The sequence below is a fragment of the Acinetobacter sp. YH12072 genome, assembly GCF_013419565.1.
Classification (GTDB): domain Bacteria; phylum Pseudomonadota; class Gammaproteobacteria; order Pseudomonadales; family Moraxellaceae; genus Acinetobacter.
Genome location: NZ_VOZV01000038.1, coordinates 1 through 25,938, shown reverse-complemented (window position 1 = coordinate 25,938; position 25,938 = coordinate 1). Strand labels below are relative to the sequence as shown.

18 protein-coding genes, 1 other RNA gene and 4 pseudogenes are annotated in these 25,938 nt (G+C 41.2%); 8 read left to right on the top strand and 15 right to left on the bottom strand.

What is annotated here, in order from left to right; genetic code table 11:
• Positions 1–124: 124 nt before the first annotated feature.
• The 3 genes and pseudogenes from FTU19_RS13755 to FTU19_RS13745 form a co-directional block, all read right to left on the bottom strand.
• Positions 125–748: pseudogene (locus FTU19_RS13755) on the bottom strand (acyltransferase family protein); the annotation flags it as partial.
• Positions 749–751: 3 nt separating this feature from the next.
• Positions 752–4,363: an AAA family ATPase gene (locus FTU19_RS13750; protein ID WP_180131615.1), complete on the bottom strand. Its 3,612-nt coding sequence runs from the start codon at positions 4,361–4,363 to the stop codon at positions 752–754.
• Positions 4,364–4,371: 8 nt separating this feature from the next.
• On the bottom strand, positions 4,372–5,625 hold the full coding sequence (locus tag FTU19_RS13745; protein ID WP_179992936.1) for an exonuclease SbcCD subunit D C-terminal domain-containing protein: 1,254 nt from the start codon (positions 5,623–5,625) through the stop codon (positions 4,372–4,374).
• A 629-nt stretch (positions 5,626–6,254) separates the two neighbouring features.
• On the opposite strand from FTU19_RS13745, the gene FTU19_RS13740 reads away from it, so the two are divergent.
• Together FTU19_RS13740 and FTU19_RS13735 are read left to right on the top strand one after the other, a co-directional pair.
• Positions 6,255–6,701 carry an ABZJ_00895 family protein gene (locus tag FTU19_RS13740; protein WP_180131612.1) on the top strand — a complete coding sequence of 149 codons (447 nt, stop codon included), beginning with the start codon at positions 6,255–6,257 and terminating at the stop codon, positions 6,699–6,701.
• Between the two features lie 195 nt (positions 6,702–6,896).
• The gene (locus tag FTU19_RS13735; protein WP_180031910.1) at positions 6,897–7,802 is read left to right on the top strand and encodes a TIGR01777 family oxidoreductase; all 906 of its coding nucleotides are present in this window, start codon (positions 6,897–6,899) and stop codon (positions 7,800–7,802) included.
• Here FTU19_RS13735 and thiO read toward each other — a convergent pair.
• Entirely contained in the window at positions 7,791–8,912 is a 1,122-nt protein-coding gene (thiO, locus tag FTU19_RS13730) for a glycine oxidase ThiO (RefSeq protein ID WP_180131610.1), read from the bottom strand. The two genes, FTU19_RS13735 and thiO, sit on opposite strands and share 12 nt — an antisense overlap.
• Positions 8,913–8,932: 20 nt before the next feature.
• Entirely contained in the window at positions 8,933–9,946 is a 1,014-nt protein-coding gene (gene hemB / locus FTU19_RS13725; protein WP_180131607.1) for a porphobilinogen synthase, read from the bottom strand.
• Positions 9,947–10,051: 105 nt separating this feature from the next.
• On the opposite strand from hemB, the gene FTU19_RS13720 reads away from it, so the two are divergent.
• The 3 genes from FTU19_RS13720 (at position 10,052) to FTU19_RS13710 (ending at position 13,492) form a co-directional block, all read left to right on the top strand.
• On the top strand, positions 10,052–10,549 hold the full coding sequence (locus FTU19_RS13720; protein WP_180104972.1) for a thioesterase family protein: 498 nt from the start codon (positions 10,052–10,054) through the stop codon (positions 10,547–10,549).
• A gap of 264 nt (positions 10,550–10,813) precedes the next feature.
• On the top strand, positions 10,814–11,959 hold the full coding sequence (locus tag FTU19_RS13715) for an HlyD family efflux transporter periplasmic adaptor subunit (RefSeq protein WP_180131603.1): 1,146 nt from the start codon (positions 10,814–10,816) through the stop codon (positions 11,957–11,959).
• 6 nt (positions 11,960–11,965) lie between these two features.
• Positions 11,966–13,492 (top strand): DHA2 family efflux MFS transporter permease subunit, encoded by a 1,527-nt coding sequence (locus tag FTU19_RS13710; protein WP_180011395.1) that lies wholly within the window; start codon positions 11,966–11,968, stop codon positions 13,490–13,492.
• A gap of 49 nt (positions 13,493–13,541) precedes the next feature.
• On the opposite strand, the gene glpK is transcribed toward FTU19_RS13710, so the two are convergent.
• Positions 13,542–15,026 (bottom strand): glycerol kinase GlpK, encoded by a 1,485-nt coding sequence (glpK, locus tag FTU19_RS13705; protein WP_180131600.1) that lies wholly within the window; start codon positions 15,024–15,026, stop codon positions 13,542–13,544.
• A 130-nt stretch (positions 15,027–15,156) separates the two neighbouring features.
• Here glpK and ssrA point away from each other — a divergent pair.
• Positions 15,157–15,516: a transfer-messenger RNA gene (gene ssrA / locus FTU19_RS13700) on the top strand.
• Positions 15,517–15,614: 98 nt separating this feature from the next.
• Here ssrA and FTU19_RS13695 read toward each other — a convergent pair.
• The 5 genes from FTU19_RS13695 to FTU19_RS13675 form a co-directional block, all read right to left on the bottom strand.
• Entirely contained in the window at positions 15,615–16,784 is a 1,170-nt protein-coding gene (locus tag FTU19_RS13695; protein WP_005234331.1) for a site-specific integrase, read from the bottom strand.
• Positions 16,785–17,290: 506 nt separating this feature from the next.
• A complete protein-coding gene (locus FTU19_RS13690; protein WP_180131596.1) occupies positions 17,291–17,893 on the bottom strand; it encodes an HAD family hydrolase in 603 nt (200 codons plus the stop codon).
• Positions 17,894–18,018: 125 nt separating this feature from the next.
• Positions 18,019–18,765, bottom strand: coding sequence for a hypothetical protein (locus tag FTU19_RS13685; protein WP_180131593.1), 747 nt, complete (start codon positions 18,763–18,765; stop codon positions 18,019–18,021).
• 18 nt (positions 18,766–18,783) lie between these two features.
• On the bottom strand, positions 18,784–19,131 hold the full coding sequence (locus FTU19_RS13680; RefSeq protein ID WP_180131590.1) for a hypothetical protein: 348 nt from the start codon (positions 19,129–19,131) through the stop codon (positions 18,784–18,786).
• A gap of 645 nt (positions 19,132–19,776) precedes the next feature.
• Positions 19,777–20,538: a hypothetical protein gene (locus FTU19_RS13675; RefSeq protein ID WP_180131588.1), complete on the bottom strand. Its 762-nt coding sequence runs from the start codon at positions 20,536–20,538 to the stop codon at positions 19,777–19,779.
• Positions 20,539–21,144: 606 nt separating this feature from the next.
• Here FTU19_RS13675 and FTU19_RS13670 point away from each other — a divergent pair.
• The gene (locus tag FTU19_RS13670; protein WP_180131585.1) at positions 21,145–22,068 is read left to right on the top strand and encodes a MobA/MobL family protein; all 924 of its coding nucleotides are present in this window, start codon (positions 21,145–21,147) and stop codon (positions 22,066–22,068) included.
• Positions 22,069–22,110: 42 nt separating this feature from the next.
• Here FTU19_RS13670 and FTU19_RS13665 read toward each other — a convergent pair.
• Together FTU19_RS13665 and FTU19_RS13660 are read right to left on the bottom strand one after the other, a co-directional pair.
• Positions 22,111–22,266, bottom strand: a pseudogene (locus FTU19_RS13665) (IS3 family transposase); the annotation flags it as partial.
• A 63-nt stretch (positions 22,267–22,329) separates the two neighbouring features.
• Positions 22,330–23,474 (bottom strand): IS3 family transposase gene (locus FTU19_RS13660; protein ID WP_373684976.1). Its coding sequence is split into 2 segments (ribosomal slippage): positions 22,330–23,210 and positions 23,210–23,474, totalling 1,146 coding nucleotides; the frame shifts between segments, so codons are not numbered across the junction.
• 300 nt (positions 23,475–23,774) lie between these two features.
• On the opposite strand from FTU19_RS13660, the pseudogene FTU19_RS13655 reads away from it, so the two are divergent.
• Positions 23,775–24,101 (top strand): annotated as a pseudogene (locus tag FTU19_RS13655) (hypothetical protein); the annotation flags it as partial.
• 185 nt (positions 24,102–24,286) lie between these two features.
• On the opposite strand, the gene FTU19_RS13650 reads toward FTU19_RS13655, so the two are convergent.
• The gene (locus tag FTU19_RS13650; protein WP_180131583.1) at positions 24,287–25,630 is read right to left on the bottom strand and encodes an OprD family outer membrane porin; all 1,344 of its coding nucleotides are present in this window, start codon (positions 25,628–25,630) and stop codon (positions 24,287–24,289) included.
• A gap of 183 nt (positions 25,631–25,813) precedes the next feature.
• Positions 25,814–25,938 (bottom strand): annotated as a pseudogene (locus FTU19_RS13645) (ketoglutarate semialdehyde dehydrogenase); the annotation flags it as partial.

Sequence of the window (25,938 nt, the reverse complement as noted above, 5' to 3'; positions counted from 1 at the left end):
TTGTTCCATTTTAGAGATTTGTTTAAGATAAGATATAACTCATTGAGATGTGTCATAGTATTCGTCGTTAGAAAACAATTATTGTGACATTATTTCAATGAGTTATCTATTTTTGTCGTGTACAGAGCAGAAACTGAAAGTTCAGTATGGAAAGCCCTAGAAGCAAGATAAAAAAGCCGATTTTAGCGATTCCAGAATCTTTTAAAAAAGGCAGAAATCCGGCCAGTACATAAAACCAGACTTCAAAGCTCAGGCTCCAGAGCGGCGCATTGGCGGATACCGTTGGTGTAATAAAGCCATTGAGAAAGAATAAAGAACCCAGAAAATCCTGAGTATCAATGTCATAGGCAGTCCGGATCATCATGCCAAAACTGTTCTGGAACTCATGGCTATGTGAAGCAAAAAATGTAGGTGCTAGCGCATATAGAATCAGACTGAAAGCGAATGCAAACAGAAAGGGCGGTAAAATGCGCCGATAACGCTGCCGTATATACTGCCGCAGATTAAAATTTTCATGTTGTTGGATGTTGTTCTGGATCGAAGTCCCGATTAAATAGCCACTAAGCACAAAAAAGATCATCACAGCAGCCTGGCCTAATAGACGTACCCAGGAATATAGGCTCAGATCAAAAGGCGCGATAAAAGCCTGAAAACTATGACTGAATAGCACCACAATAGCACTGATACCCCGTAAGCTCTCAAGCTGTAAGCTGAAATAGGGCGAGAGCTTGTTCGGGATAGAGTTCATGCTTTAACCTATAATCTGAATAGTACTGGCACCGGCACCGACCGGTTTCACCTGAATCTGGACCGGAATCCGTTCATGCATCTCCTGTACATGTGAAATTAGCACCACTTTACGGCCCTGACTCTGCAAATGATCCAGTGCATTCATGACCATATGTAAGGAAGCCGGGTCTAAAGTACCAAAACCTTCATCAATAAATAGCGATTCTAGTTTCATTGAGCCGGAAGCCATATTGGCAATCGCCAAGGCCAGAGCCAGAGAGACCAGGAAGGTTTCACCGCCAGAGAGTGACAGGACAGGACGCACTTCGCTGTTCATATCCAGATCGATAATCGCCAGACTTAAACTGTCTGGAATCCGGTACAGCTGATAACGCGGAGCCAGGGGCTGTAATTGCTGATTGGCATATTCGACCAGAATATCCAGGTGATGTTCTTGCGCGATTTTCTGGAATTTGGTGCCTTCCTTATGGCCGATCAGGTCATAGATCCGACCCCAACGATATTCTTCAGCTTTGACCTGTTCAATCTGATGCTGGTAGCGTTGTAAGGTCGATTGGTTATTGGCATGTATTCTTAATTTGGTGGCAACCTCATTACAGGCATTTTCCTGTTCAGCTTTTTCCTGTGCCAGACTACTTAAGCGCAGTTCAACTTCTTCAAAGCTAAGTTCAGGCTTGGATTTCAAATGATGCTGATATTGTTCTTCCAGAATGTCCCAAGCCGTTTTGGCATTTTCAACCACCTGATGTTGTGCCTGTAATTGCTGGCGAATTTGCTGATGCTGTTGCAAGTCAATATTCAGGCAATGCTGGATATACTCGGCATCAAACGCAGGATGTATATTTTGCCAGTTCTGAATAGATTGCTGGCATTGCCTAATCTGCTGTTCTAGTTGCTGAATCTGAGTGATGAAACTCTGTTTTTTCAGTTCAGCTTGTTGCAAATGCTGATCATGCTGCTGGGTCATCAGACTCTGTGCCCGTAATTGTTCATCCAACGCCTGTTGTTGTTGCTCCAAACGGTCACGCCATTCTTGTGCCTTAGGATATGTCTGACCGGCATGGGTAAGGGTCAGATGGTTGAGCTGTTCACGTAGCGCTTTACCCATATTCAGCGCCGTATCCATCTTTTGCTGTAACTGTGCATCATATTGTTGATGCAGGCTGAGCTGATCACGTGTTTTTTCAATCTGCTGGTTTAAGCTTTGGATGTGAGTCTCTAGGGTTTTGAATTCCTGAGACTGTTTCTGACGTTGTTGCAGTTGTTGGGATAACTGCTGACAGCTTGATGAGGCATCAGTAATCCAGGATTTCTGCAAGGACTCAGGCAGTAGATTAAGAACCGGATGAATCATTTGTTCTAGCTGTAAATGCTGCTGCATGCTAAAAAGTAGCTGATCCCGCTGTTGCTGTTGCTGACGCCACTGTTTCCAGTCACTTTGCTGATTTTGCAGGGTCTGGACTAGCTGCTGTTGTTCTTGTTGAAGTTGAAGCACATGCTGACCAAGCTGTTGCTGCAAATGCTCTGTACTCTGGCTTAAATCCAACAGCAAATCAAATTGCTGAAGGTCCTGATTCAACTGAATCTTCTGCTGTTGTAGTGTCGTATTGAGCTGACTGCTGCGTTGCTGATGTTGCTCAATTAAGGTTTGTAGTTGAGATTGCTGGATTTGTGCTTGCTGATATGCCTGAGTCAGTTGCTGTAGTTTTTTCTGAGCTTCCTGAAGCTGCTGATCATGTAATTGTTGCAAAGCATTTTCTAGCAGTTCCTGATGCTGTACAAAAGGATGCTCATGACTGCCACAGACCATACAAGGCTCATTTGGTTTCAGCTGTGCACGTAATTCCTGAACACTTTGTGCCTGTAATAAACGTTGCTGAGCCAGTACTTGTTGCAATTGTTCGAAGGCCTGTTCTGCTTCCTGACGTTGTTGCTGTAATTGAACCAGCTCAGTTTCTAGTTGCTTTAAACGATCATGATGGTTTTTTAAATCCCGGTTCAATTGTAGGCTTTCAGCTTCTAAGCCAGCCATTTGCTGTACGGTTCGCATTAAAGCTTCAAGCTTCGAATGCTGGGTACTGAGTTGCTGTTGTTGGGTCTGGAACTGTTGGATTTGCTGTTCAAGCTGGTCCAGATGAGTATAGCGCTGAGTGAGTTCCTGCAAGCTGGCAGATAAAGCCTGTTGCTGCTGTTCCAGTTCAGCCCGGCTAGATTGGAAAAGTGCCGGGTGCTGCCGCATGAATTTCTGGTGCAGTTCCTGATAATCCTGTAAGCGTTGCAGAGTCGCCTGGGGTTCGTCATCAAAAACCGCTAAAAAGCTCTGTTGTTCTAGTTGCTTTTGAATCTGCTGGTACTGAGCCTGAACCTGTTGTAACCGTTGCTCAGTCTGCACCAGTTGATTCTGAACAGGCTGAATCTTCTGGGTTCTATAGGTCTGCTGTTCAGCTGCAAGCTGTCTGTACTGATCGCCAATCGACAGCATTTCATGATCCAGCTTGAGTCCCTGATTCAGATAAGGTTTGATCTTCTGGAACTCTTGTTCATGCTGTTGTTGCTGTTGCTGAATGTGCTGCAACTTGTGCTGTTCGCTATCACGTTGCTGTTGAACTGCTGTGAATTCGGCAACAAAGTTTTGCTGCTCAGTCAGTAAATGGCTACGCTGCTTCTGAAACTGATGTTGCTGGACAAACTGTTCCCGAATCCGCTGAAACTGGTCCAGTTGATCTAATAACTGTTTTTGCGGTGCCATCTTCTGTTCAGCATCCAGCTGAACCGTATAGATTTCTTTTTTGGCCTGAATTTCAGTATAGAGATAATGCTGCTGACGATGCCATTTCAGGTCATTTTCCAGTACCTTTTCACTCTGGTTTAGATGCTCAACCGCTTGTTTTAAAGTAGTGTGTTGCTGCTGCAGAGCAGCAATATCTTCTTCAGATAACAGTTCCAGATGACCGATTAATTTTTCCAGATCAGCACGTTTCTGTTTCACTTCACTATGTTTTTCAAATGCTTTCTGGCTGACCAGACTGAAAATCTGAGAATTAGTCAGATATTCGAGTAAATCGGCACGTTCATTATCTTTGGCTTTTAAAAAGGCACCAACCTCAGACTGTGCTAATAGAACCGCACGGGTAAACTGCTCGAAACTCAAGCCGACCAGTTTTTCAATCAGCGGCGTGCATTCAGAAATTTTCTGATTCAACACGCGTTGATCATCCAGACAGGTAATAGCACGATCGACCTTTAAATTGCCATCCACTTTCTGCCGGGCACGACGAATTTCCCAACGTGCGGTATAACGTTTTTGGTCTAAGGCAATAAACTCAAGCTCGGCAAAACCCTGTACGCAACCACGGCGCAGAATATTTTTGGAATCCTTGATCGAGACATCCTGTCCACCTGCATCTTTCAGACTACCTGTGGCACCTTTTAAACGTGGAATTTCGTTATACAGCGCCAGGCACATGGCATCGAGCAGAGTAGATTTACCAGCACCGGTTTTTCCGGTAATCGCAATCAGTCCGGCATGTGCCAGAGGATTTGATTCAAAATCAATATGATGCGTACCAGCGAGAGAGGCGAGGTTATTTAGGCTCAGACGGATAATTTTCATGGCTGATCCTAAGCTTGTTGTTTTTGTGCAAGTTCATGTTGGGCTTCGACCAATAACTGCTGAAAATCCTGCTGCACCGAATGATCCTGGCTATAGCCCATTTTTTCCCAGATATTGAAAAACAGTGTTTCTGGTGTTGGAGGTGCCAAGTCAATTTTAGAGCTATCGGTCTGATCTTCTGCTTGTCGTTGATAAATCCGGCTGATGCGTAGCAGACGATAACGATTTGGCGGCAGTGCCTGTTCAATCTGCTGACGTAAATCTACCGGTGGCGGTGCATCGGTAGTATATTCAATTTCCAGAAAATGTCGTGCTGCCAGATGCTCAATTTCCCCAGTCGGCAGTGCTTTTACATTGCTGAGCAAATTTTCCAGATTTTCTCGAATTCTAAATAGCTCGACAGTACGAGGAACTTTCAGCGCTTCAAACTGAAAACGCTGTTCAGCATTTTGCTCAGGATCGATTCTGACTTCAACGACCTGATGCGAATAGTTGATCTCACTAAAGGATAAGGGAATCGGGGAGCCACTATAGCGGATATGCGGCTGACCGACTTTCTGCGGTTTATGCAGATGTCCCAGAGCGACATAGTCAATGACTTCATCAAATAACGCCGTTGAGAGAGCTTCTTCATTGCCGACAATAATGGGGCGTTCGGAATCGGAAGTTTCACCGCCTTGCATATGTGCATGTGACATAAGAATCAGTGCCTGATGTGGCTGCTTACGTGCTTTGGCTTCGGCAATCAACTGTTGGTGCAGATAGCTGATGGCATTCTGGCTATTATGGGTATGTTCATTAATACCGGTAATTTCGGCACTGCGCAAATAAGGTAGAGTTAGGCACCAGGCAATAATCTCTTGCTGCTGGTCATAAATCGGAACCAGCAAACGATCCAGATCAAGAGTATTGTCCGCAGTCCGGCCGACAATACCCACCGCTTTGGCATTGAATTTAGTGAGTAAAGGCTGAACCTGTTCAATTCGATAACCTGAATCATGGTTGCCGGCAATCATCAGGGTTTGCATATGCGGTGCCAGTTCATGGGCATCGGCAAGGAATTGATAAAGCTGTCTTTGGGCACTGGAAGCGGGATTGATGACATCAAAAATATCACCGGCAATCAGTAGGGCATGTGGCTGTTTTTCCTTGATTTGTTCAAGGAGCCAATTCAGGAATTGTGCATGTTCAAATTCACGGTCATGGTTATGGAAAAACTGTCCCAAATGCCAATCAGAAGTATGTAGAAAATGAACTGCCATGTATACTCACCTTTATTTTTGCCTTCCTACTATAGAAAAAAGCCCAGCTAAAAATCTACTTGAAAAAAATATTTTGATCTATTTCATTGCTATACATCATTAAAACTATTTTCAGCGTAGTTTTGAATATTAGAATAATATCTATGAAATCAATAAAATATGATGTTTATATATAAAGTATTGAATACAGCGTTTTTATTTTAAATTTTACTTCAGGCATTTTTCATAGCATCTGGGTAGCAGAACCAATATTTTTTATAAAAATTGCTAAAAACAGACTTGAAAAAATGCAGCCGATCATTATTTTATGCTGCATAAGAAGCTGATAAAAATTTGCAGGCGAATTGCTAAAAACGGTTCGTCCAAAAAATAAAAACCGACGATTCGAGTGATGATGAAATCGTCGGTCAAAGATTTGTGTATAGTGAAAATTTTGGCTGCTATTCAAAATTTTCTAAAACACTGGACTTATTGCTTTAGCAAAGAGAACGAAAATTTGTGGATGCCAGTCCAAATTTCCGAACCTTGTACCCTATATAACGTCAGCATCTCGCTTTAGGTTGACAATAAAATGAAAAAAAAATTAATTTTTTTTATACTAGTTGATTAATCGTACTTGAGTCCTGCTGATGGTGCCTCTAACTCGCTATTTTCTCTGGTTTTTCTTCCTATGCTTTATTTTTACTTGCATTTGCGGGGTTTTGGCGGCGTTAATGCCGACAGGCATGGGTGCAGTATTAACCATTGTGCCTTATCTGGTGGCGATGATCTGGGTACTGTTTAAGTTTTTAAAACAGGAACAACGGGCGCCAACCCAAGCGGAGCGTAAAAAATTCACCTTGGGATTCAGCCTGATTTACTGGGGCTATAACCTGGCATTTTTAATTTTAGGGATTGCCATTGCGACACGATCCAATCCAAATGCCTGGCAGGACTTTTTACTATATCTGCAACAGCCCCAATTTATGAGTATTGTCGTGATCATGTTCCTGTTCATCGCGATTCCGCTTTATCTGCTGACCTACTGGTTTTATGGCAAACAGGCACAGCGTATGGCAGCAAAAATGTTTGGCTAAGATTTCGACTCTTTATATCAAAATCGTTGAGATTAAATTCAAGATGCTAAATCAGGCTATATAGAAAATTAGAAGTTTTCTGTATGGCATGATGAGACAATTTTGCATTCATCGACCCATATCACTTTCCCGAATATTCTGATTCATAAGTGACGTATAATTTGAGCAATACAATAATAATGGCACAGAATAACCATGTATAAACCTGTAGTCCTCATGACAGGCGCCAGCGGTTTTATTGGCAGCCATCTGGTGAAATTTTTACTGGCTCGTGATTATGCCGTGATCGGCCTGACCCGGCAGAAAAAATTGCGAGAAGAGCATCCTGATTTTCACTGGATTAATAATCTGGAAGAATTGAAAAATCATCAGATTGACTATGTGATTAATCTGGCTGGTGAAAGTATCGGTCAGGGTCGCTGGACAGCCGCCCGCAAAAAGAAATTGCTGGACAGTCGGCTAAATACCACCAGGCAGTTATATGACTATCTAGAGAAAAATCAGATTAAGCCCAAACGTATTATTTCGACTTCAGCGGTCGGCTACTATGGAATCGATCCGCAAGAACACTGGGAGACGGTGTGTACTGAACAAAGTCCACCACAATCCATTTTTATGTCAGAACTGTGTGAGAAATGGGAAAAACTGGCCTTGTCCTATACCGGGCAGGACACCAAAATTGTTCGCTTTGCTGTGGTGTTTGGTCAAGGAGGCGGGATTCTTCCGCAGATGTTATTGCCAATTAAGCTGAATATATTTGGCCGGATTGGTCATGGGCGTCAGCCGGTGACCTGGGTACATCTACAGGATGTCATGCGGGCGATCGAATTTCTGATGCAGCAGCCGACCCAGCAACAGGTATTTAATGTGGTGGCACCTGAAAAAGTCAGTCAGGCGCAATTTGTCCGGATCGCAGCACAGGTGCTGAAGCGTAAACCTTTATTACCGTTACCAGCTTGCAGTATGAAAATGATGCTAGGTGAACAGTCACAACTGATTCTGAATGGTCAATATGTTCAGCCCAAAGCCTTGCAGGAAGCCGGATTTGAATTTAATTATCCGACCCTGAAAGAAGCGCTAATTGATATTTTAAACCATTAAAGAATGCAGCTGTAAGCGCTGTACCGGACTATAAGGCTGTGGATCTACGATGGTCGGTTGTTCCAGAATTAACTGAGACAGCAATTTTCCAGAAGCAGCACCCATACATAAGCCATTACGGAACTGGCCAAAATTGGTCCAGAGATTGTTCAGATGCGGAATTTTGCCGATATAGGGAATGCCATCCGGGGAGCTTGGTCGTAGACCAGCCCACTGTTTCACAATTGGGAAATCAGCCAGCTCCGGTACCATTTCCAGGCAGGCTTCCAAAATACCCTGACGGATTTCAGCAGAAGGTGAGGTATCAAAACCGACCTGACGCATGCTGGAACCACACAGCACATGCCCATCACGACGTGGGATTAGGTACATGACCTTGTTCATGCACATGGTCGGTAGCCAGTTTTCTGGTGTTTTAAACAGCAGCATCTGTCCTTGTACGGGTTGTACCGGAATGTCCAGGCCGAGCTGTTCAGACCAGTGTGTAGACCACGCACCAGTGGCAATCACAAACTGATCCGCTTCAAAACTTTGTCCATTTTCAGTGGAAACACTGTGTACATGATCTTGCTGGATATTCAGCTGGGTGACTTTGCAGTGCTCTTGCCAGCTGACACGCGGATGCTGCTTGAGGTAAGCAATAATGGACTGTAACAGTCGCGGATTGCGGATATTGGAGAGTTCTGGGAAGTAGATCGCCTGTTTGAATTTTAGATCTACTTTACTATTAATCTGCTGAATCTGAGGCTGATCCAGGTATTCGGCATGTTGCTGCGGATCTTGATATTGCTCGGCATAGTGTAATCCAATCTCAAAATCAGATTCATCAAAAATCAGCATACCGGTTTCGTGAATCTGGAAATCAATGCCAGTCACCGGTTGCAGTTTCTGGTTCCATTCCTGATACAACGGTTTGGCATGGCGGGCGAGGGCATTAACGGCATTAGGATAACGCCAAGGATACATTGGGGAGAGGATACCACCTCCGGCCCAAGAGGCTGCCTGTCCAGCCGCTTGCTGATCGAAAATCGTAATAGAACATCCCTGTTCAAGCAATTCCAGAGCTGACATCAAACCGGTGATGCCTGCTCCGATAATGGCGATATGCATTGCGCCAAGGTCCTTCTATTTTATTTCATGTTTTTCAGTTTGAGCGCCGCTTCTTCCGCAAAGTAGGTCCAGATACCATCTGCACCGGCACGGCGGCAGCACATCAGGGACTCAAGAATCACGCTATCAGATAACCAGCCATTCTGAATCGCAGCAGCCAGCATGGCATATTCACCACTAACCTGATAAATAAAGGTAGGTACACCGAAGGTATCTTTGACTTCACGAACCACATCCAGATAAGGCATACCCGGTTTAACAATCACCATATCTGCACCTTCCTGGATATCGAGAGCAATTTCATGCAGTGCCTCGGCACGGTTACCGAAATCCATTTGGTAATTGTATTTATTGCCGCCTTTCAGGTTGCTGGCAGAACCAACCGCATCACGGAATGGACCGTAGAAACTAGACGCATATTTGGCTGAATAAGCCATAATAGAGGTATAGATATGGCCATTCTGTTCAAAGGCCTGACGAATTGCACCGATGCGGCCATCCATCATGTCACTTGGCGCGACAATATCAGCACCGGCTTCGGCATGGCTTAAAGTCTGCTTGATCAGTGCTTCAACCGTTTCATCATTCAGCACGTAACCGGTTTCATCAATGATGCCATCCTGGCCATGCGTGGTATAAGGGTCTAGCGCGCCATCAGTGATCAGCACCATTTCCGGTAATTCTTTTTTCAGCAGGCGAACGGTCTTCTGTACCAGACCATCTTCATGCCAAGCGGCTTCTGCAGTCAGACTTTTATCTTCTTGTGGTGTGACTGGGAACAGCGCCAGCTTATTGACACCCAGTTCCAGCAAACGTTCTGATTTTTTTAACAACAAGTCAGCAGACAGGCGCTGCACATTTGGCATACTTGGAATGTCTTGGGTCTGGTTTTGTCCCGGCAGCACAAATACTGGATAAATCAAGTGATCAGCACTGAGATGGGTTTCACGTACCATAGAACGTAAATGCTCATTTTTACGAATACGACGCATGCGAGTTGCAGGAAACGCGGGACGATTGAACGTATAGGTCATAAAAATCTCAGTAATCAGTATTAAACTAGGCCCCTATTGTAGCCCTATCTGAATTTTTTGGGCATAAATTAGCGGTTTTTTATTGTTGTAGCTTCGGGCAGACTTATGACTAAGACAGAAAGAAATTGGACAGGTAATATACATTTAGGTGCAAAAGTGGATATTGAAGTGGTCTTAAACCAGTTGGTACACGCTTTTAATACCTCTCCTTTTTTTAAGCATAATGGCATGACCATGCGGGTGGTCGATGGTCAGATCGAAGCATATGTTGAAATGCAGGATTTCATGATTGGCAATGTGGCATTTCAGATTCTGCATGGTGGTCTTGCAGCGACCATACTCGACAGTATTGGCGGAATTGTGGCGATGGGTGAGCTGTATAAGAAAGCCGAACCGGAAACTATTGCCGATACGATTAAAAAGGTATCACGTCTGGCGACGGTAGATATGCGCGTGGATTATCTGGCGCCCGGTCGTGGCAAATATTTTACTGCCCGTGCAGAAACCTTACGTTTGGGGCGTAAGGGTTGCACCATGCGTATGACCATGGTCAATGATGATGACAAGCCAATTGCTACAGCGATTGCTTCATATGCCTATTAATTAAGTTTATCTCCTCAATCCTGGCTTACTCTGAGCCCGAGCTAAGCCCTTATTCCTGGAATAGGGGCTTAGTTTTTTAAACTTCCGAGTAATATTTTTTTGCATATTTTCTAATTTTTATTATTAGAATGCATGAAAATTAAATTAATACGGCTTTCTCATTTTACCCATTGATCAATAAACGGGATGTGAATCTATACATTCATGTCAGTGCTGGTCAGTGTGGCTGCGTGACCAAGTCTGTTGGATTTAGGAAAAAAATCAATGACAGATGTACAAGACACCCTGCCAGAAAACGCATCAGATGCAACTTCGGATCAAGCTTTAAAAAATAAACGTAAAAAGGCCCTGAGTATTGTTGCCCTCCTTATGGTGATTGCACTGGTGCTGTTTCTGGTGTGGAAATTCTTTCTGAACAATTCAGTCAGTACTGAAAATGCTTATGTCGGTGCTGAAACGGCTTCTATCACGTCTATGGTGAGTGGCCAGATTGCTGAAGTACTTGTCCATGATACCCAAGCGGTCAAACAGGGCGATATCCTGGCCAAAATCGATGACCGTGATGCCAAAATTGCAGTGGCTCAGGCACGTGCAGAACTGACCAAAGCCAAGCGCCAGTACAAACAGACTGCGGCCAATAGCGGGGCTTTAAGCTCACAGATTGGGGTTAGTGATGATGCAATTCGCAGTGCCGAAGCCCAGCTGGCTCAGGCTCAGGCAGCCTTACATAAAGCACAAGATGAATATACGCGTCGTGAAAAACTCAGTGCGAGCGGTACAGTGTCTAAAGAAGAACTCAGTACAGCACAATCTGCATTGGATACGGCCAAAGCTGGCGTAGCTTCTGCTGAAGCGGGTCTGGCACAAGCAAGATCCAGCCAGAAAGCCGCACAAAGCAATTTAGCGGCGAATGAAGCCTTGATTCAAGGCGCGAATGAAAATTCGACTCCTGATGTACTTGTGGCTGAAGCCAAACTGAAACAGGCTGAACTGGATTTAGAACGTACTGTAATTAAAGCACCTTTTGATGGGGTGGTTTCACGCCGTTCAATTCAAGTAGGTCAACGTGTGGCGCCAGGCACAATGCTGATGATGGTCGTACCAGTAGATCAGCTCTATGTTGATGCCAATTTCAAAGAAAGCCAGCTGGAAAAAGTCCGTGTCGGGCAGAAAGCTGAACTGACGTCTGATCTGTATGGTAAATCGGTGAAATATCACGGCACTGTGGTTGGCTTCTCTGGCGGTACAGGTTCAGCTTTTGCTCTGATTCCGGCTCAGAATGCAACGGGTAACTGGATCAAAGTGGTACAGCGTTTGCCAGTGCGTATTCAGCTAGATCCGAAAGAGCTGGCTGAGCATCCGCTACGTGTGGGTCTGTCGATGGAAGCTGAAATCCACTTCAAGAAGTAATTCCCGATGAATAAATATGTTCCATATGGGAATCTGACTGGCGGCAAGCTGATGCTGGCGGCCTTTGTGCTGGCATTGGCCAATTTCATGGTCGTGCTGGACATGACCATTGCCAATGTCTCGGTGCCGCATATTACCGGTAGTCTGGCAGTGTCCAGCTCGCAAGGTACTTGGGTCATTACTTCTTATGCAGTCGCAGAAGCGATCTGTGTACCTTTGACAGGATGGCTGGCGGGTCGCTTTGGTAGCGTGCGCCTGTTTGGTGTCTGCCTGCTGGGTTTTACCATTTTTTCGATTCTATGCGGGATTTCTACCAGTCTGGAAATGCTGGTGTTTTGCCGGATCGGGCAGGGACTGTTTGGCGGTCCAATCATGCCGCTGAGCCAGACTCTATTACTACGCATCTTCCCACCTGAAAAACAATCCCAAGCGATGGGGATGTGGGCGATGACCACTGTTGTCGGACCAATTCTTGGTCCAATTCTTGGTGGTACCATCAGTGATAATCTGTCTTGGCATTGGATTTTCTTTATCAATATTCCGGTGGGTCTGTTCTGTGGTCTGGCTGCATTGAAGCTTTTAAAGCCAGCTGAAACTGAAACCAATGCCTTGAAGATTGATAAAGGTGGTTTGTTCTTACTGATTCTTTGGATTGGTGCGCTGCAATTAATGTTAGATCTCGGTCATGAACATGACTGGTTTAGTAGTTCCTTTATTGGAACCTTGGCGGTGCTTGCCATAGTCGGTTTAATCATCTTTACCATTTGGGAACTGACCGAACGGCATCCGATTGTAGATATCCGGATCTTCCGATATCGCGGGTTTACCTTTGCTGTGCTGTCATTGGCCTTTGCCTTCGGTGCCTTCTTTTCCAGTATTGTACTGATTCCACAGTGGGTGCAAATTAATCTGGGTTATACGGCCACTTGGGCAGGTTATTTAACCGCAACCATGGGTTTTGGTAGCCTGTTGATGTCACCGATTGTGGCGAAGATGGCGACCAAATATGATCAGCGCATTCTGGCCAGTTTCGGTTTGACCTTGCTCGCCGTTGTGACTTTGATGCGGGCATTCTGGACTACGGATGCTGATTTTATGGCATTGGCCTGGCCACAGATTCTGCAAGGTTTTGCGGTGCCATTCTTCTTCATTCCACTCTCCAATATGGCATTGGCCTCAGTCCAGCCTCAGGAAATGGCTTCAGCGGCTGGTTTGATGAACTTTCTGCGGACCATGGCTGGAGCGATCGGAGCTTCAATTGCAGTCACGATCTGGGATGATCATAGTAAAGTGGCCCGCAGTGAGCTGGTCGGTAAACTGAATGTCGAAGAAACTCAGAATACCTTAATGGCACAGGGCATGAGTTCGGACAGTGCCTTGGGTTATATTTCCAGTCTGGTGGATAAAGAAGCATTAACGCTGTCTGCTAATCACCTATTTTTGATTTTGGCGATGGTTTTTATTTTTGCTGCTTTAATCGTCTGGTTGGCACCACGACCCAAAGCGGGTGTGGGTGGAATGCCATCACATTAATATTTTCCAACATAAAAAACCGCTAACTATTTAGCGGTTTTTTTCGATCTTATAAATCTGATTTGGCCCGTTTCAAAGCATTTTGCCATTTGGCTAAATGTGCTTCACGTTCATCATTCTGCATTTTTGGTTCAAAGGCTCGGTCTAACTGCCAGGACTGAGAGATTTCATCAAGGCTGGAAAATACGCCAGATTTTAAACCAGCCATCGCTGCTGCACCCCAAGCGGTGGATTCCAGCATTTTTGGACGCAAGACAGGTACATTCAGCAGGTCAGCCTGGAACTGCATCAGCATATCATTACAGCTGGCGCCACCATCGACGCGTAGTTCTTTTAAAGGATGGGCAATATCCGATTGCATCGCAGTCAATACATCGGAGACCTGAAAGGCAATCGATTCCAGCGCGGCGCGGGCAATATGGGCCTTATTGGTTCCTCGTGACATGCCACAAAGCAGGGCACGGGCTTCACTATCCCAATGCGGTGCACCCAATCCGGTAAAAGCAGGAACTAAGACCACGCCGTCAGTATCTTCAACTTTACAGGCCAACTTCTCTATATCACTGCTTTTTTGAATGATGCCAAGCCCATCACGTAGCCATTGCACCACTGCACCGGCCATAAAAACACTACCTTCTAACGCATAACTGGTCTGTTCCTGTGCCTGCCAGGCGAGGGTAGAAAGCAATTTATTCTGGCTGAGCTGAATGTCATGGCCGGTATTAAATAGCATAAAACAGCCAGTGCCATAGGTATTTTTTGCCATACCGGGTTCGAAACAAGACTGGCCAAACAAGGCAGATTGCTGATCACCCAGAATGCCGGTAATGGGAATGGTGGCTCCTAACAAACCCGGTGCTGTATCTGCAATATGACAATCGGAACTGATGATTCGTGGCAGGACTGAAGCAGGGATATTAAACAGGTCTAGTAGTTCCTCATCCCAGCGTTGAGTATGCAGATTCATCAACATGGTACGGGACGCATTACTGGCTTCGATGATATGCTCGGCACCTTGAGTCAGGTTCCAGATCAGCCAGCTATCAATAGTGCCAAAAGCGACATGACCTTGTTCTGCAAGTTCACGTAAGCCATCCACATGTTCCAATAACCAGACCAGCTTGCCAGCACTGAAATAAGGATCAATCCGTAGCCCGGTTTTTTGTTGTACCTGATCCATCTGGCCTTGCTGTATCAGCTGATTACACCAGTCTGTTGCACGACGATCCTGCCAGATAATCGCTGGTGCAAGAGGCTTCCCATTACGACAATCCCATACCACAGTCGTTTCACGCTGGTTGGTCAGGCCAATCGCTTTAATATCTTTGGCCAGAATCCGGGCAGTGGCTAATGCCTGTTGAACTACTGCAATCTGCGAGCTCCAGATTTCCTGTGCATCCTGTTCGACCCAGCCGGAATGTGGGGTCTGGATATGGGTTTCGCGTTGAGCTGTTGCCTGAATCTGTCCGTGTTCATTAAAGATGATTGCACGGCTAGATGTCGTTCCCTGGTCGAGTGCCAATAAATAGCTCATAATTTTTTTAAATGCTGACTTGAATTATGAAATATTAGCGCAATTATGTAATCAGGCGCATTCAAAAGTGTATTTGTGTAGAAAATGCATCGTATTTTTTGCCAGTTATGCTATGATGAGCTTGTACTTTGGGGATGTTCTTGGCTTCGACGCCGATGATGAAACTCATAGATGCATGCCGAGAGCGCATTTTCTCTCGTAAATAAAATTTGCATTTAAATAGTCGCAAACGACGAAACTTACGCTCTAGCAGCCTAAGGGCTGCTTGTCCGCATCTCTGAATACTTGTGGTTAGAGATCCCGACTGAAGCGAACGCACACAAGTCCGTATAGAGTCAAGCCTCGGGGCTTTATACCAAATCTAGAGGATCGCACCTTGAACCCTGTTCGTCGGGTCTCTTGGTGTTAAAACAATAGACGATATCTAAGCATGTAGTATTCTCGAGCGTAGTGTTGGCGGACGCGGGTTCAACTCCCGCCATCTCCACCAAAATTCTTGTTATAAATCAGCCACTTATATTAAGTGGCTTTTTTATTGCCACATATTTACCACATTTTTCATTCCAAGAGCTTTCGATTTCGACGTATTTAGGCTGTACGAGTTACGCTAAGTTTCGCAATTTCTTGCTTGTTCTTATCTCCATGCAACCATTTTGTATAGCGTTTGATCAGCATTTGTAGGCTATGCCCAAGTTGATCGGCTACAAACATTGGATTGACACCATCCATGAGCAACATCGTCGCATAAGTATGCCTTGCATTGTATGCGGGGCGGTGACGTATAGAACACGCTTTCATCGCTTCTACAAGACGCTCTCTAGGTGGTTTTTCATTAAAGAATGGTTCCTTAGTCTTGGGACATAGCATCACATAATCTGTTTGGTAGCCTTGATCCTTTTTAAATTGAAGCAAAGCTTTCAAAGCCAGAGTTGATCGTTCATTCAGATAAACCTCGCGAGAAGTATGTGTTTTGGTCACTTTCTTTTCCATTCCTCTTACACGGCTTTTGCTGACCTTGAATGTTCCATTGAACCAATCGATATCGCTTTCTCTGAGAGCGATCATTTCTGAAGGCCTACAGCCAGTCCAAAAGGCAAATTCAAAGTACCAGCGATAAAATTTGTCCTCATCATGTAAGCTTTTATCGAGCCAAGCCAATAAGGCTTCCATCTCCTTACGTGTGAAGGGATCAGGTGTTTCAACTTGGACCTTGCGATTCTTAATTTTATTCATGGGGTTTGCAGAAATCTGATTATGCTTAACAGCCAATTCAAATACCCCTCGTAGAGGAGTTATGCAGTTATTAAAAGTCTTAGCTGTTTGAAAATCACGATCGATAATGACTTCCTCAATATCTTCGGTCGTGATATTGGCAATAGGTGTTAATGCAAAATAAGGCATCCAATGGCATTCCAAAATTTTTCTATACCCATTTTTTGAATCTTTATTCGCACCTGAAAATTTTAGGAACTTTTGAGCCATACCTTGAAATAGAACTTGTTCTTCATCTGCTAGATTATTTTCAGGAATTTCGATACCTTTTGCCTTTGAAATATCAGCTTCAGTCAAAATTCCCCATTTAGCTTTGGTTTTTAAATCACTTTTAATTTTAGCGGCTGTACGAATCCCTTCCGCAGTTGGCGGGTGGGGGAGCGTAATGAAATAGCGTTGTTTTTTGACGCTGAAATTGATTTCGATGGCACCATCTCTAATTCGGACACCTGGTGGTAACGCTTTTTCGTCTGCTCTGTCAGCCATTGGTTATAACCTCTCAGTGAATAATAGATATTTCCGTCTTGTTTGGTCCAAACAAGGTCTTGTGGCCAATTTTTTCGCCTATGTGTCAGCTTTTGTTCTTCAATGCCTGTAAGTTTTGAGAAAACAGAGGCATCCACCCAATCGATAGGTGTAAGTCCAAGTTCTAAGAGAACTTCTAAAATTTCATGTTGCATAAAATCACTTAGCTAGATGAGCTGATTTTAAAAAAAATATTTATGGTTAGGCATAAATAGCCTTAGACATAAACCGTCATGTGAAAAACTTATCACATGAAATTTTTTTAGAACTCGTTTTGTTTAAAACTTCAAAAAAATGGTTATTTTTAAAATTTATGAAATAAATAAATCATTCTTAATCGCATTTAACCCTGTCTATTAGGTACAAGATTTGGTACTTAAATTCTAAATATCATGAGTTAAGTACCATATTTGGTATCTATTGAATCAGCTTAAAAAATTTAAAAATGACTTACTTTTTTTAATTTTTTAAATAAACGCCCTGAGAACGTTGGCAAGCTTTTCACCACTTTTACGATCAATAATTTGTGCAGACATTCCTAAATTTTGAGGCCCATCCACATCAGCAATTTGAGTATCACCAATGAACAGAACTTCATTGGGGTGGCATTGCAATTGATTTAAAAAGTATTGGTATATCATCGAATCAGGCTTATAGGTGCCTACCTTGAAACTCCATGCATAGGCATCTAAAAGCGGAAGTATGCTTTGTGCTCTTTCACCATAAGGTGTCGCTGCATTGGAGCAGATCGCCAATTTGTATCCTAGATTTTTAAGTTCAATGAGCGTTGGAATTGAATCTTCAAAAGCATGCATATGCTTTAAATCATTTTGAAGATCGTTGTTCATTTCAGCTAACAAGGGAGCGGGTAGTTGATAACCGAAATAAGAAGCGATTGTCTCAAAATTGCCATCTAGCGACATGATCATCGCAGCATCATTTGGTTGTGGTTTTCGCCCTTGTTGTTTAAGCCATTTCATCATTTTTTTATAAGGTGATTGACTATTTTTAATTTCAATTAGCGTTCCAAAAACATCAAAGGCTACTGCTTTATAAGGTCGTTTACTCACTATTCTTATCTCATTAAAAGTTTAAGCATATGGTCTAGCGTTTTATATCAACTCTTTTATTCATCAAAATTTAAGTCAGAATCATTTAAAGAGGATGGCGAACTGAACTTTCCTGCTTTATTTGATTAACTTAAATTCAAACCTATCTGTTCAGGTGAATGCCAAAGCATTTTTAAGTGTCCTAGTTGGTCTCTGAGATGAGCGGCTTTACGGATGATATATTTTTTTTGTTTCAGCCATTCATCCAGGCGCGCATCGTCATAATGGATGTCTATCTTCAGTTGTAAAAGCTGGTTATATAAGCCACGCTTTTCAGATGACATGGCTTCTAGAATAGATGGTGGAGCCATGGGCTCTAATGGATGTAGCAACCCACCTTCAGCCTGACAAGACTTGGTCTTTGCTTGTTGAGAAGAAGCAGACACTCCGCTAACGGTTAGCCCTTTTTTCATTAACTTAGATAATGGCAGAGTTGGAGATTCAGCCTGATTATGATCTTCAGTTTCAGCATTTGCAGGTTCAGTAGATTCTTTCAATAGCTCGCTGATTTTTCGGTAATTAATGCTATAAAAGTTGGTTTGAATCCATTTATTTTGAGATAGCTTTTTGACCACCAAAATGCCCACTTTCTTTAGCTTGGAAACTATACGTTTGATCGTGGAGGGACTGTATGTACCTAAGGTTTTAGCCCATTGCTCATAGCTGTGATAAAAGTACTTTCGTTGCTGTATTACTTGAGCTTCACCACTTTGCAGGCAGTAATGAAGCTTTTGAAGGAAGATCGCTGATGGCACTCCATACGCTTGGGCAAGCGTAGGAGATGCAATAAGAGGATAGTCGCCTTGGACTAACAGCTTTGTTTTTTTAGTCATGAGAATACTCACTTAAGGCTAGTAAGTGGTATTAGAGGATTTTGGGCGTGGACGTTGCTGAGTTCGGCGTAGCCAATCTTCAGGATACTCCTGACTATAAGAATCGTAATGCTGACCAGACCAATACTCCTGATTGTACTCATTTTGGAATTCATAGCTGGGAGTAGCAGTTTGAAACGGTTGCTCAGTTTCAACATGGAGTGGAATGTCTTTAGGAGTGTTTATTTCTACTTGGTCTAAAGTCTGGACAATATCCAACAAAGCTTGACGCTGTTTGTGAGATAGATGTTTTGCGCTTTCAATAAGAAGTTGTTTGGCAAGTTTTTTTGGCGTGCAAAGGCTTGCACTATTGAATTTGTCATTCATAGTCGTATGCTCTTGGTCGATTTAGAACATACCACCACTCCATTTCCACTAGAGTATTTGGTGGCAGTTTAACAGGGGTGGAAATACCGTTCCAAGAGTACGGCCAGCATAAGGCTGCCCTGTCAAACCGCCATAAAGACTGTTTAACAGTAGGCAAAAAAAATGCCGCATGAGCGACTTTTTTTGCACTCTTGGATAATAGCAGGTTTCCACGCCTGAACACAGATTTTGCTGTGTTGAATTTAGGTTATCCCGCTATGCTAAATAGGTCAAGGCCTTGAAATAAAATTTTTTAAAAAAGATGAAAAGTAGAGTGATAGCTAACATGTGCTAAATATATTTAATTATTTTTATTGTTTATTTTATTTATAAAGAAGAACAGATCACTTTGACCCAATGGATCAGACCTGTTTGAAATGATCGTAAGTTTCAGTATGGTCTTAACTGCAACTTAAGGCACTTTGTGAGTTTCCAGTTATGGAAATATTTTTATAAGAAATAGATATACTGAGTCCTATTCTTAATTTTTGATCAATCGAACATTTGAGTGTGAGTTAAATAGAGAACAGTATTCGGCTCATTGGGTGAGCCGAATAAAATTGAATTGAAGTGCGTTATCAGAAGGTAATACAAAAATGTTGAGAGCTATTTATTTGTTGGACTCTGATCACGATCTTTTTTAAGTAATGGATTTCTAGGATCTGATGAAATCGCTTTCAGTGCTTCATTAAGTTGTGAAAAGTTAGGAAGATGCTTGTTTTTTTCAAAATCAAAAATGTCGCGTAGAGTTGGATGGTGCTCAATCTTAGATTTATATATGAAATAAACATACATCATATCTATTAGGGTATCTATTATGGGACGACCATACACAGCAAAAAATGCTTCATATATCTTACTGAAAGATGCACCTAAGAAAAATATTACACTATTTCTCTTTTTCCTTTGTTTTAATTTTTCAGCTAGAAGCTGTTTTTCATATTCAGAAAGAGTATTTTTAGAAATACATTGTTTTATTTTTTCATTATTATTAATGCGATAACTATTCAGTAATTCTTGCAGATTAAAGTATTCATGATGATTAAAATCTAAATACTCTTTTTCTTTTTGTAGAATAATTTTTTCAATATCTGTTAAATTTTTAGATGGAATGGTTTTTATATATTTTAATGTTTGATAGTTTTTGCTTCTTTGATTTTCTTTATATTGGCATGCATTGATTAGATTTTTATTAATTTCTGAAAATTTTTTAAAATCTATTTTTGTTAAATCTGTATTATCGAGAATGTTAATTAAATTTATTTCACATGGATATTTAGGAGTAATAAATAATTCTTCTTTTTGTATGTAAAGAAAATTATATAAATCACTTTTTGTGATAATTTTTTTAGGTCTACCTGCTGCCATTTTAAGGCTCCTTTAATTAGGTAAGAGGGAAGCTCTATCTTTAACAGGAACCCAAAATGCATGATGAGTTTTATGCAAAATCTCAAAAAAATAGCTATCCTGCTTTCCACTTAGTTGCCCGATTAATAAAGCTGGCGCTTTTAAGAATTTTTTGGGCTGCGCACAAAAAATTCTTATCTCGTCTCCGTGTCTTTTTATTCCATCATTTGCATTGCAAATGTTGTACTAAAAAGACACTACTACTCGCCCTGTGGGACCAAAAGCCCAATTAATATAATTTTAAGATTTTGATATATATGTATATATTTTAAGGGGATGCTTTCTGTATGTACGTTACACTATAAAGGGTAAAGCGTTACACTATAAAAAATGTGCGTTACACGATAGAAATAGGCGTTACACTATAAAAATCATCTAGAGGTTCGATTTCTGATTATTGAAGATCACTTTTTGATCTTCAGATCTTGATTAAGATCATATCGCTACTGAATCAATCATGAAAAACCTATTTAGAAATATAACCACTTTCCTGAACTTTTTCTTTTAAATTAAATTATTAGAATATTTAAAAATATATTAACTCTTTGATAAGAGAGTTAATAAAAAATGTTTTATTTTGATTTAAGACATAATCGTAAACAGAGTTCTAAAAGTTCATTTAATGGCTTTTGTTATATTACTCGAACTAAGCATTTTAAGTTAAACAAGATTGAGTTAAATGAAGAAGTTGAATTTGTTTGCTCAGGTAATATGCCTAAGTGGGCAGAATATAAGCCGGATAGATTTTGGGTTGCTGCTGATAAATATGAAAAAAATAATAGTCGTACATCCAGTCATATTACTATTGCTTTACCTAAGGAATTAAATTCTGAACAGCGAATAGAATTATCAAAGAGTTTAATAAATGCTTTTTGTGAGGAATTTAAATTTCCATATAGCTGTGCTATTCATAATCACAAAGGGGTTTTAGATGGTGAGAATGATCAACCTCATTTACATTTACAATATTCTGAACGAACAACCCTTGATGATTTTGAACGACCACCCGAGCTGTTTTTTAGGCAATACCGGCCTAAAAATCCTGAACGTGGCGGAGCACAGAAGATTACTGCTGATGTGTTGGGTTTGGGACGACATCAAATTAGACACATGCGGCAACTCACCGAAAAACTAATCAATGAGTCTTTAGAACTATATGCACCGATGAAGACAGTTCGTATATACGATATTGAACTTCAAGTGCCTAACCGAGTTTCCTGTCTATCTAATGAAGATTACAATGCCAAATTTGGAACGAAACTTAAAGATACGCCTCAAATCCCACATTGGAAGCTTTATAGTTCAGATCCTATTGATCAGTTGGATATAAAGCCCTTAATTGAAAAAGTGAAGACCATCCGACAAGAAAATTTATATGAATTATATAAAGACGAATACGAATTGGAACTCCAGCGTATGCATACGATGAAAGCTGAAATCAACAAAGTAAAAGTAAAAAATCATGATGCAGATTGTGGTATGTCTATGTGACTTTACAATTAATTATTTGGCCTAACTGTCAAGTACGATCAGTTGAATATTCAATCCTTTGAGCAGATATGGATATTTACGGTGAGCTTGATTGGCCTTACTTAGATTTGGTTTACGATATAACGCATTAATGCCCATTTTCTTCATTAAAGTACGTGTATAACGTCGTCCTATATGATGTCCTTGACGGTTCAATAAATAGAGGTGGTCCCACATGTTTGAACAACTAAAAGCTTATTTATAAGTGATACTCTGCTCTAGTTAAGCTACCTTATTTTGTTGTGGTAGCTGGTCATAGTAAAACTCATCTGGAGTCATTTTGTCCAGACTCGAATGAGGTCGTTTCAAATTATAAAATTCAAAATATGCGTTTAATTGCTTCTTCGCATCCAAAACATTGCTGTAGGCTTTGAGATACACCTCTTCATATTTAACGCTCCGCCATAATCGTTCAACCATCACATTATCAACCCATCGACCTTTACCATCCATACTGATTTGAATGCCATTTGATTTCAATACATCAATAAATGCATCACTGGTAAACTGACTGCCTTGGTCTGTATTAAATATTTCAGGTCGACCATATTTTTCAATAGCTTCATTTAATGTTTCTATGCAAAATGTAACCTCCATACTAATCGATACTCTATGCGCAAGTACCTTGCGGCTATGCCAATCAATCACAGCACATAAATAAACAAAGCCTTTTGCCATAGGGATATACGTTATATCCGTAGACCACACTTGATTACTGCGCTGAATAGCCAATCCTTTGAGCAGATATGGATATTTGCGGTGAGCTTGATTAGCCTGGCTTAAATTTGGTTTGCAATATAACGCATTAATGCCCATTTTCTTCATTAAAGTACGTGTATGACGTCGTCCTATATGATGTCCTTGACGATTCAACAAATCACGCATCATACGGTTACCTGCAAAAGGGTATTGCATATGTAACTCATCCATACACCGCATCAGCTTCAGATCTGATGCACTCACAGGTTTTGGGCGATAGTAATAACAACCACGGGAGACTTTCAGCAGCTTAGCTTGCTTAGATACTGAAATCTGAAGTGAGTCATCGATTAACTTTTGTGGTTGAAGCGGCCCAGTTTCTTCAACACACTTTCTAAAAAATCAATTTCTAATGCCTGCTCACCGATTTTTGCATGTAGTTTTTTTAGATCGATGGGTGGTTCTGTTGGAGCTTTTGATTGATCGAAAGCTTGCGAGGAAGCTGAAATCAGTTGATTTTTCCAGTCGATAATTTGGTTTTGATGAACATCAAATTCAGCACTCAATTCAGCAAGTGTTTTTTCTGCTTTAATCGCAGCAAGTGCTACCTTAGCTTTAAAATCATTTGAATGATTTCTTCTTGGTCTACGTGCCATAAAATACTCCATATATTGATGTTTATAACATCATTTGGGGAGCAAAATATCACTTATAAGTGTTGTTCAAATTTCCTGATCCACCTCTGTCAGTTTTAAAAATAATAGATAGTTTGATATTACAAACTATCTATTATTACTATTAATTATGGCTCTAGTCTAGAGCCTAATTATTTTATCAGTCTATCAATACTGGGCAGAGTAAAACTTGAAGTGCGACATAAACCACCTAATTAATTTAAAGGGTTTATGGAGTATATAAAATTGTCATACCATCATCTTAACTTTGAAGATCGTACTGCATTAATGCTTGAGTCAAGAAAAGAAGACTTTTTGTCGCAGATTTTAAGTCGTATGAATGATCTGTTTGTGACGGAGAATCTGACAGAGAAAGACATGATCAACTATGCTCTGACCATTGCTGACAAGATGTCTGAGAACACACGAATGATGAAACAAATTCATAACAACACTCGTGAACAGGCCATGCTGGGTGAGTTTGACACGGCGCTTGATGATGCTGTATTAGACAGTAATGCAGCGCATATGGAGCAAATGACACAGTTGATGAGTGATCCTGCGAAGATGAAGCAATTTGCGCATATTATTTATGATGTGTTGGTTAATAAAGAACGCTAAGTTTTCTTATAAAATAAAGAGGCTTTGTTGCATAAACATTCTTCAAGATGCTGATTCTTAAAGATTTGTTTGATTTTTAATCCAAAAATGAATTAAAAAAATCATAGTCTTAGATATTTATGCAACAAAGCCTAATCAAATTGTGAATCACTAATTAATTGCTAGAACTTACAACATGCATATAATTAAAATGACAATGGATACTCAATAATTACGCGTACTTCATCAATATCATTATATCGATAGCCTTTAGTCGCTCGGTGAGTAGCTTGTCGCAATTTAATATCCATACCTTTAGCAAAACCCGAAGCAACCTTATAAGCTAATTGAATGTTACGTTCCCAATGCTTATTGTCTTTGCTAGGGTCGTAAATAAATCTTCGAGTATAAAAAGTATTGTCACTATTACTATTGTCTACATCCCAACCATAAATATACCGCCCCATTAGGCTTAGGCCGGGCAATCCATAAGTGCTCAGATCTGTTTCATATTTAAGCTGGAGTGATTTTTCATTTGCTTCAGAAAAACTAGCAAACTGCGCTGCATTTAAAATTGAAATATTACCGCCAATTGTGGAGTATCCTATCCAGTCAAAAGGTTCATCACCAAATACCTGTTGATATCCTAGAGAAATAGTATGTTGATCTAGCTGATATCCCACTAAACCAGACACAATATTTGCTTCGATATTACCTGCAACTTTTTTGCCCGTATTTTTATTACTATATCCGGCAAAGGCTGCTTTAAATTTATGGTTATTCTCAAGAGCATGCTGGAAATTTGCACCTAGAAAGAATTGTTTCCAAACATCTTCTAATTCAGAAGCATAAGCAGTTACGGATGTGTTTGGTAATTTATAGGTTCCACCAGCAAAACTAACACTATCAGCTTTAATACCAGCAGCTGAGCCATAATCTGTAGTAAAAAAGTTTAAATCCTTTGTGGAATCTACCGGATTCATACTATAAAAATAACCGGCATTTAATTCTAAATGATCTATAGATGTATTCTGTAAAGTTACACCTGTACTCACAGATGGGAGTAATCGAGATGTATTGGTCGCTAATACTGGTACATTGGGAAATTGATTACCATAGGTCAATACAGTGTCTTTATATTTGACTTTTAAGGCACCTCCAACTTCTCCATTGAAGCTTTTAGTCTTACCAGTTACAGGATCAAATTCTATTAAATTCGTACCAGTCTTAACTTCATCACTGTATAGTTTTATAGCTGCCATGCCATACGTATCAAATCCTATTTGCAAGGCGGTATCAGTATAACCAGACGTATACTTTGCCATGACACCATGCGCCCATTCACTACGATAGCCCTCTTTATCTTCTTCTGGCAACTGCGTGTTCGCACCGGAAGGATTGAAAGCTCCATTTCTAAAATCGCGATAAAAATAAAAATTACGATTAATTAAATCAAATTGACCATCTTCCAATAATTCATTTGCTAATAGTTCAGGTGAAAAAGACATACAGGTCCCTATTACTAATGAAAATTTCACAAGTGTTTTCATACATTCATCCTTAAATGTTTCTTAATTTATTTTTGAAATCATTGTTATTTGGGTTAAACAGATAAATTCATACTTCATCTATTCCAAGCATTTGATAATGTATTTGGCTATCTATCGTTTTTGAAAGCGGGCAACTCACTGAGATGAATAAAGCTCCCCGCATTCTTGTTCTTGTCGTCTCTTTTAAATTCTGTTTTGAGTCATTTCCCCATTGACGAGTCTCAGCAGGTTCAGTGGATTCTCATCTCTTAATGCTTCAGGCAACAGACTTTGCGGATAGTTCTGGTAGCAGACCGGACGTAGATAAC

Bases quoted from the DNA above. Each gene is read 5' to 3' on its own strand.
- glpK (WP_180131600.1), bottom strand. From the start codon at position 15,026: ATGAGCTATTTATTGGCACTCGACCAGGGAACGACATCTAGCCGTGCA.
- thiO (WP_180131610.1), bottom strand. From the start codon at position 8,912: ATGCATATCGCCATTATCGGAGCAGGCATCACCGGTTTGATGTCAGCT.
- FTU19_RS13695 (WP_005234331.1), bottom strand. From the start codon at position 16,784: ATGGCTGACAGAGCAGACGAAAAAGCGTTACCACCAGGTGTCCGAATT.
- FTU19_RS13685 (WP_180131593.1), bottom strand. From the start codon at position 18,765: ATGACTAAAAAAACAAAGCTGTTAGTCCAAGGCGACTATCCTCTTATT.
- FTU19_RS13710 (WP_180011395.1), top strand. From the start codon at position 11,966: ATGAATAAATATGTTCCATATGGGAATCTGACTGGCGGCAAGCTGATG.
- FTU19_RS13735 (WP_180031910.1), top strand. From the start codon at position 6,897: ATGTATAAACCTGTAGTCCTCATGACAGGCGCCAGCGGTTTTATTGGC.
- FTU19_RS13715 (WP_180131603.1), top strand. From the start codon at position 10,814: ATGACAGATGTACAAGACACCCTGCCAGAAAACGCATCAGATGCAACT.
- FTU19_RS13670 (WP_180131585.1), top strand. From the start codon at position 21,145: ATGTTTTATTTTGATTTAAGACATAATCGTAAACAGAGTTCTAAAAGT.
- FTU19_RS13650 (WP_180131583.1), bottom strand. From the start codon at position 25,630: ATGAAAACACTTGTGAAATTTTCATTAGTAATAGGGACCTGTATGTCT.
- FTU19_RS13740 (WP_180131612.1), top strand. From the start codon at position 6,255: ATGGTGCCTCTAACTCGCTATTTTCTCTGGTTTTTCTTCCTATGCTTT.
- FTU19_RS13680 (WP_180131590.1), bottom strand. From the start codon at position 19,131: ATGAATGACAAATTCAATAGTGCAAGCCTTTGCACGCCAAAAAAACTT.
- FTU19_RS13675 (WP_180131588.1), bottom strand. From the start codon at position 20,538: ATGGCAGCAGGTAGACCTAAAAAAATTATCACAAAAAGTGATTTATAT.
- hemB (WP_180131607.1), bottom strand. From the start codon at position 9,946: ATGACCTATACGTTCAATCGTCCCGCGTTTCCTGCAACTCGCATGCGT.
- FTU19_RS13720 (WP_180104972.1), top strand. From the start codon at position 10,052: ATGACTAAGACAGAAAGAAATTGGACAGGTAATATACATTTAGGTGCA.
- FTU19_RS13745 (WP_179992936.1), bottom strand. From the start codon at position 5,625: ATGGCAGTTCATTTTCTACATACTTCTGATTGGCATTTGGGACAGTTT.
- FTU19_RS13750 (WP_180131615.1), bottom strand. From the start codon at position 4,363: ATGAAAATTATCCGTCTGAGCCTAAATAACCTCGCCTCTCTCGCTGGT.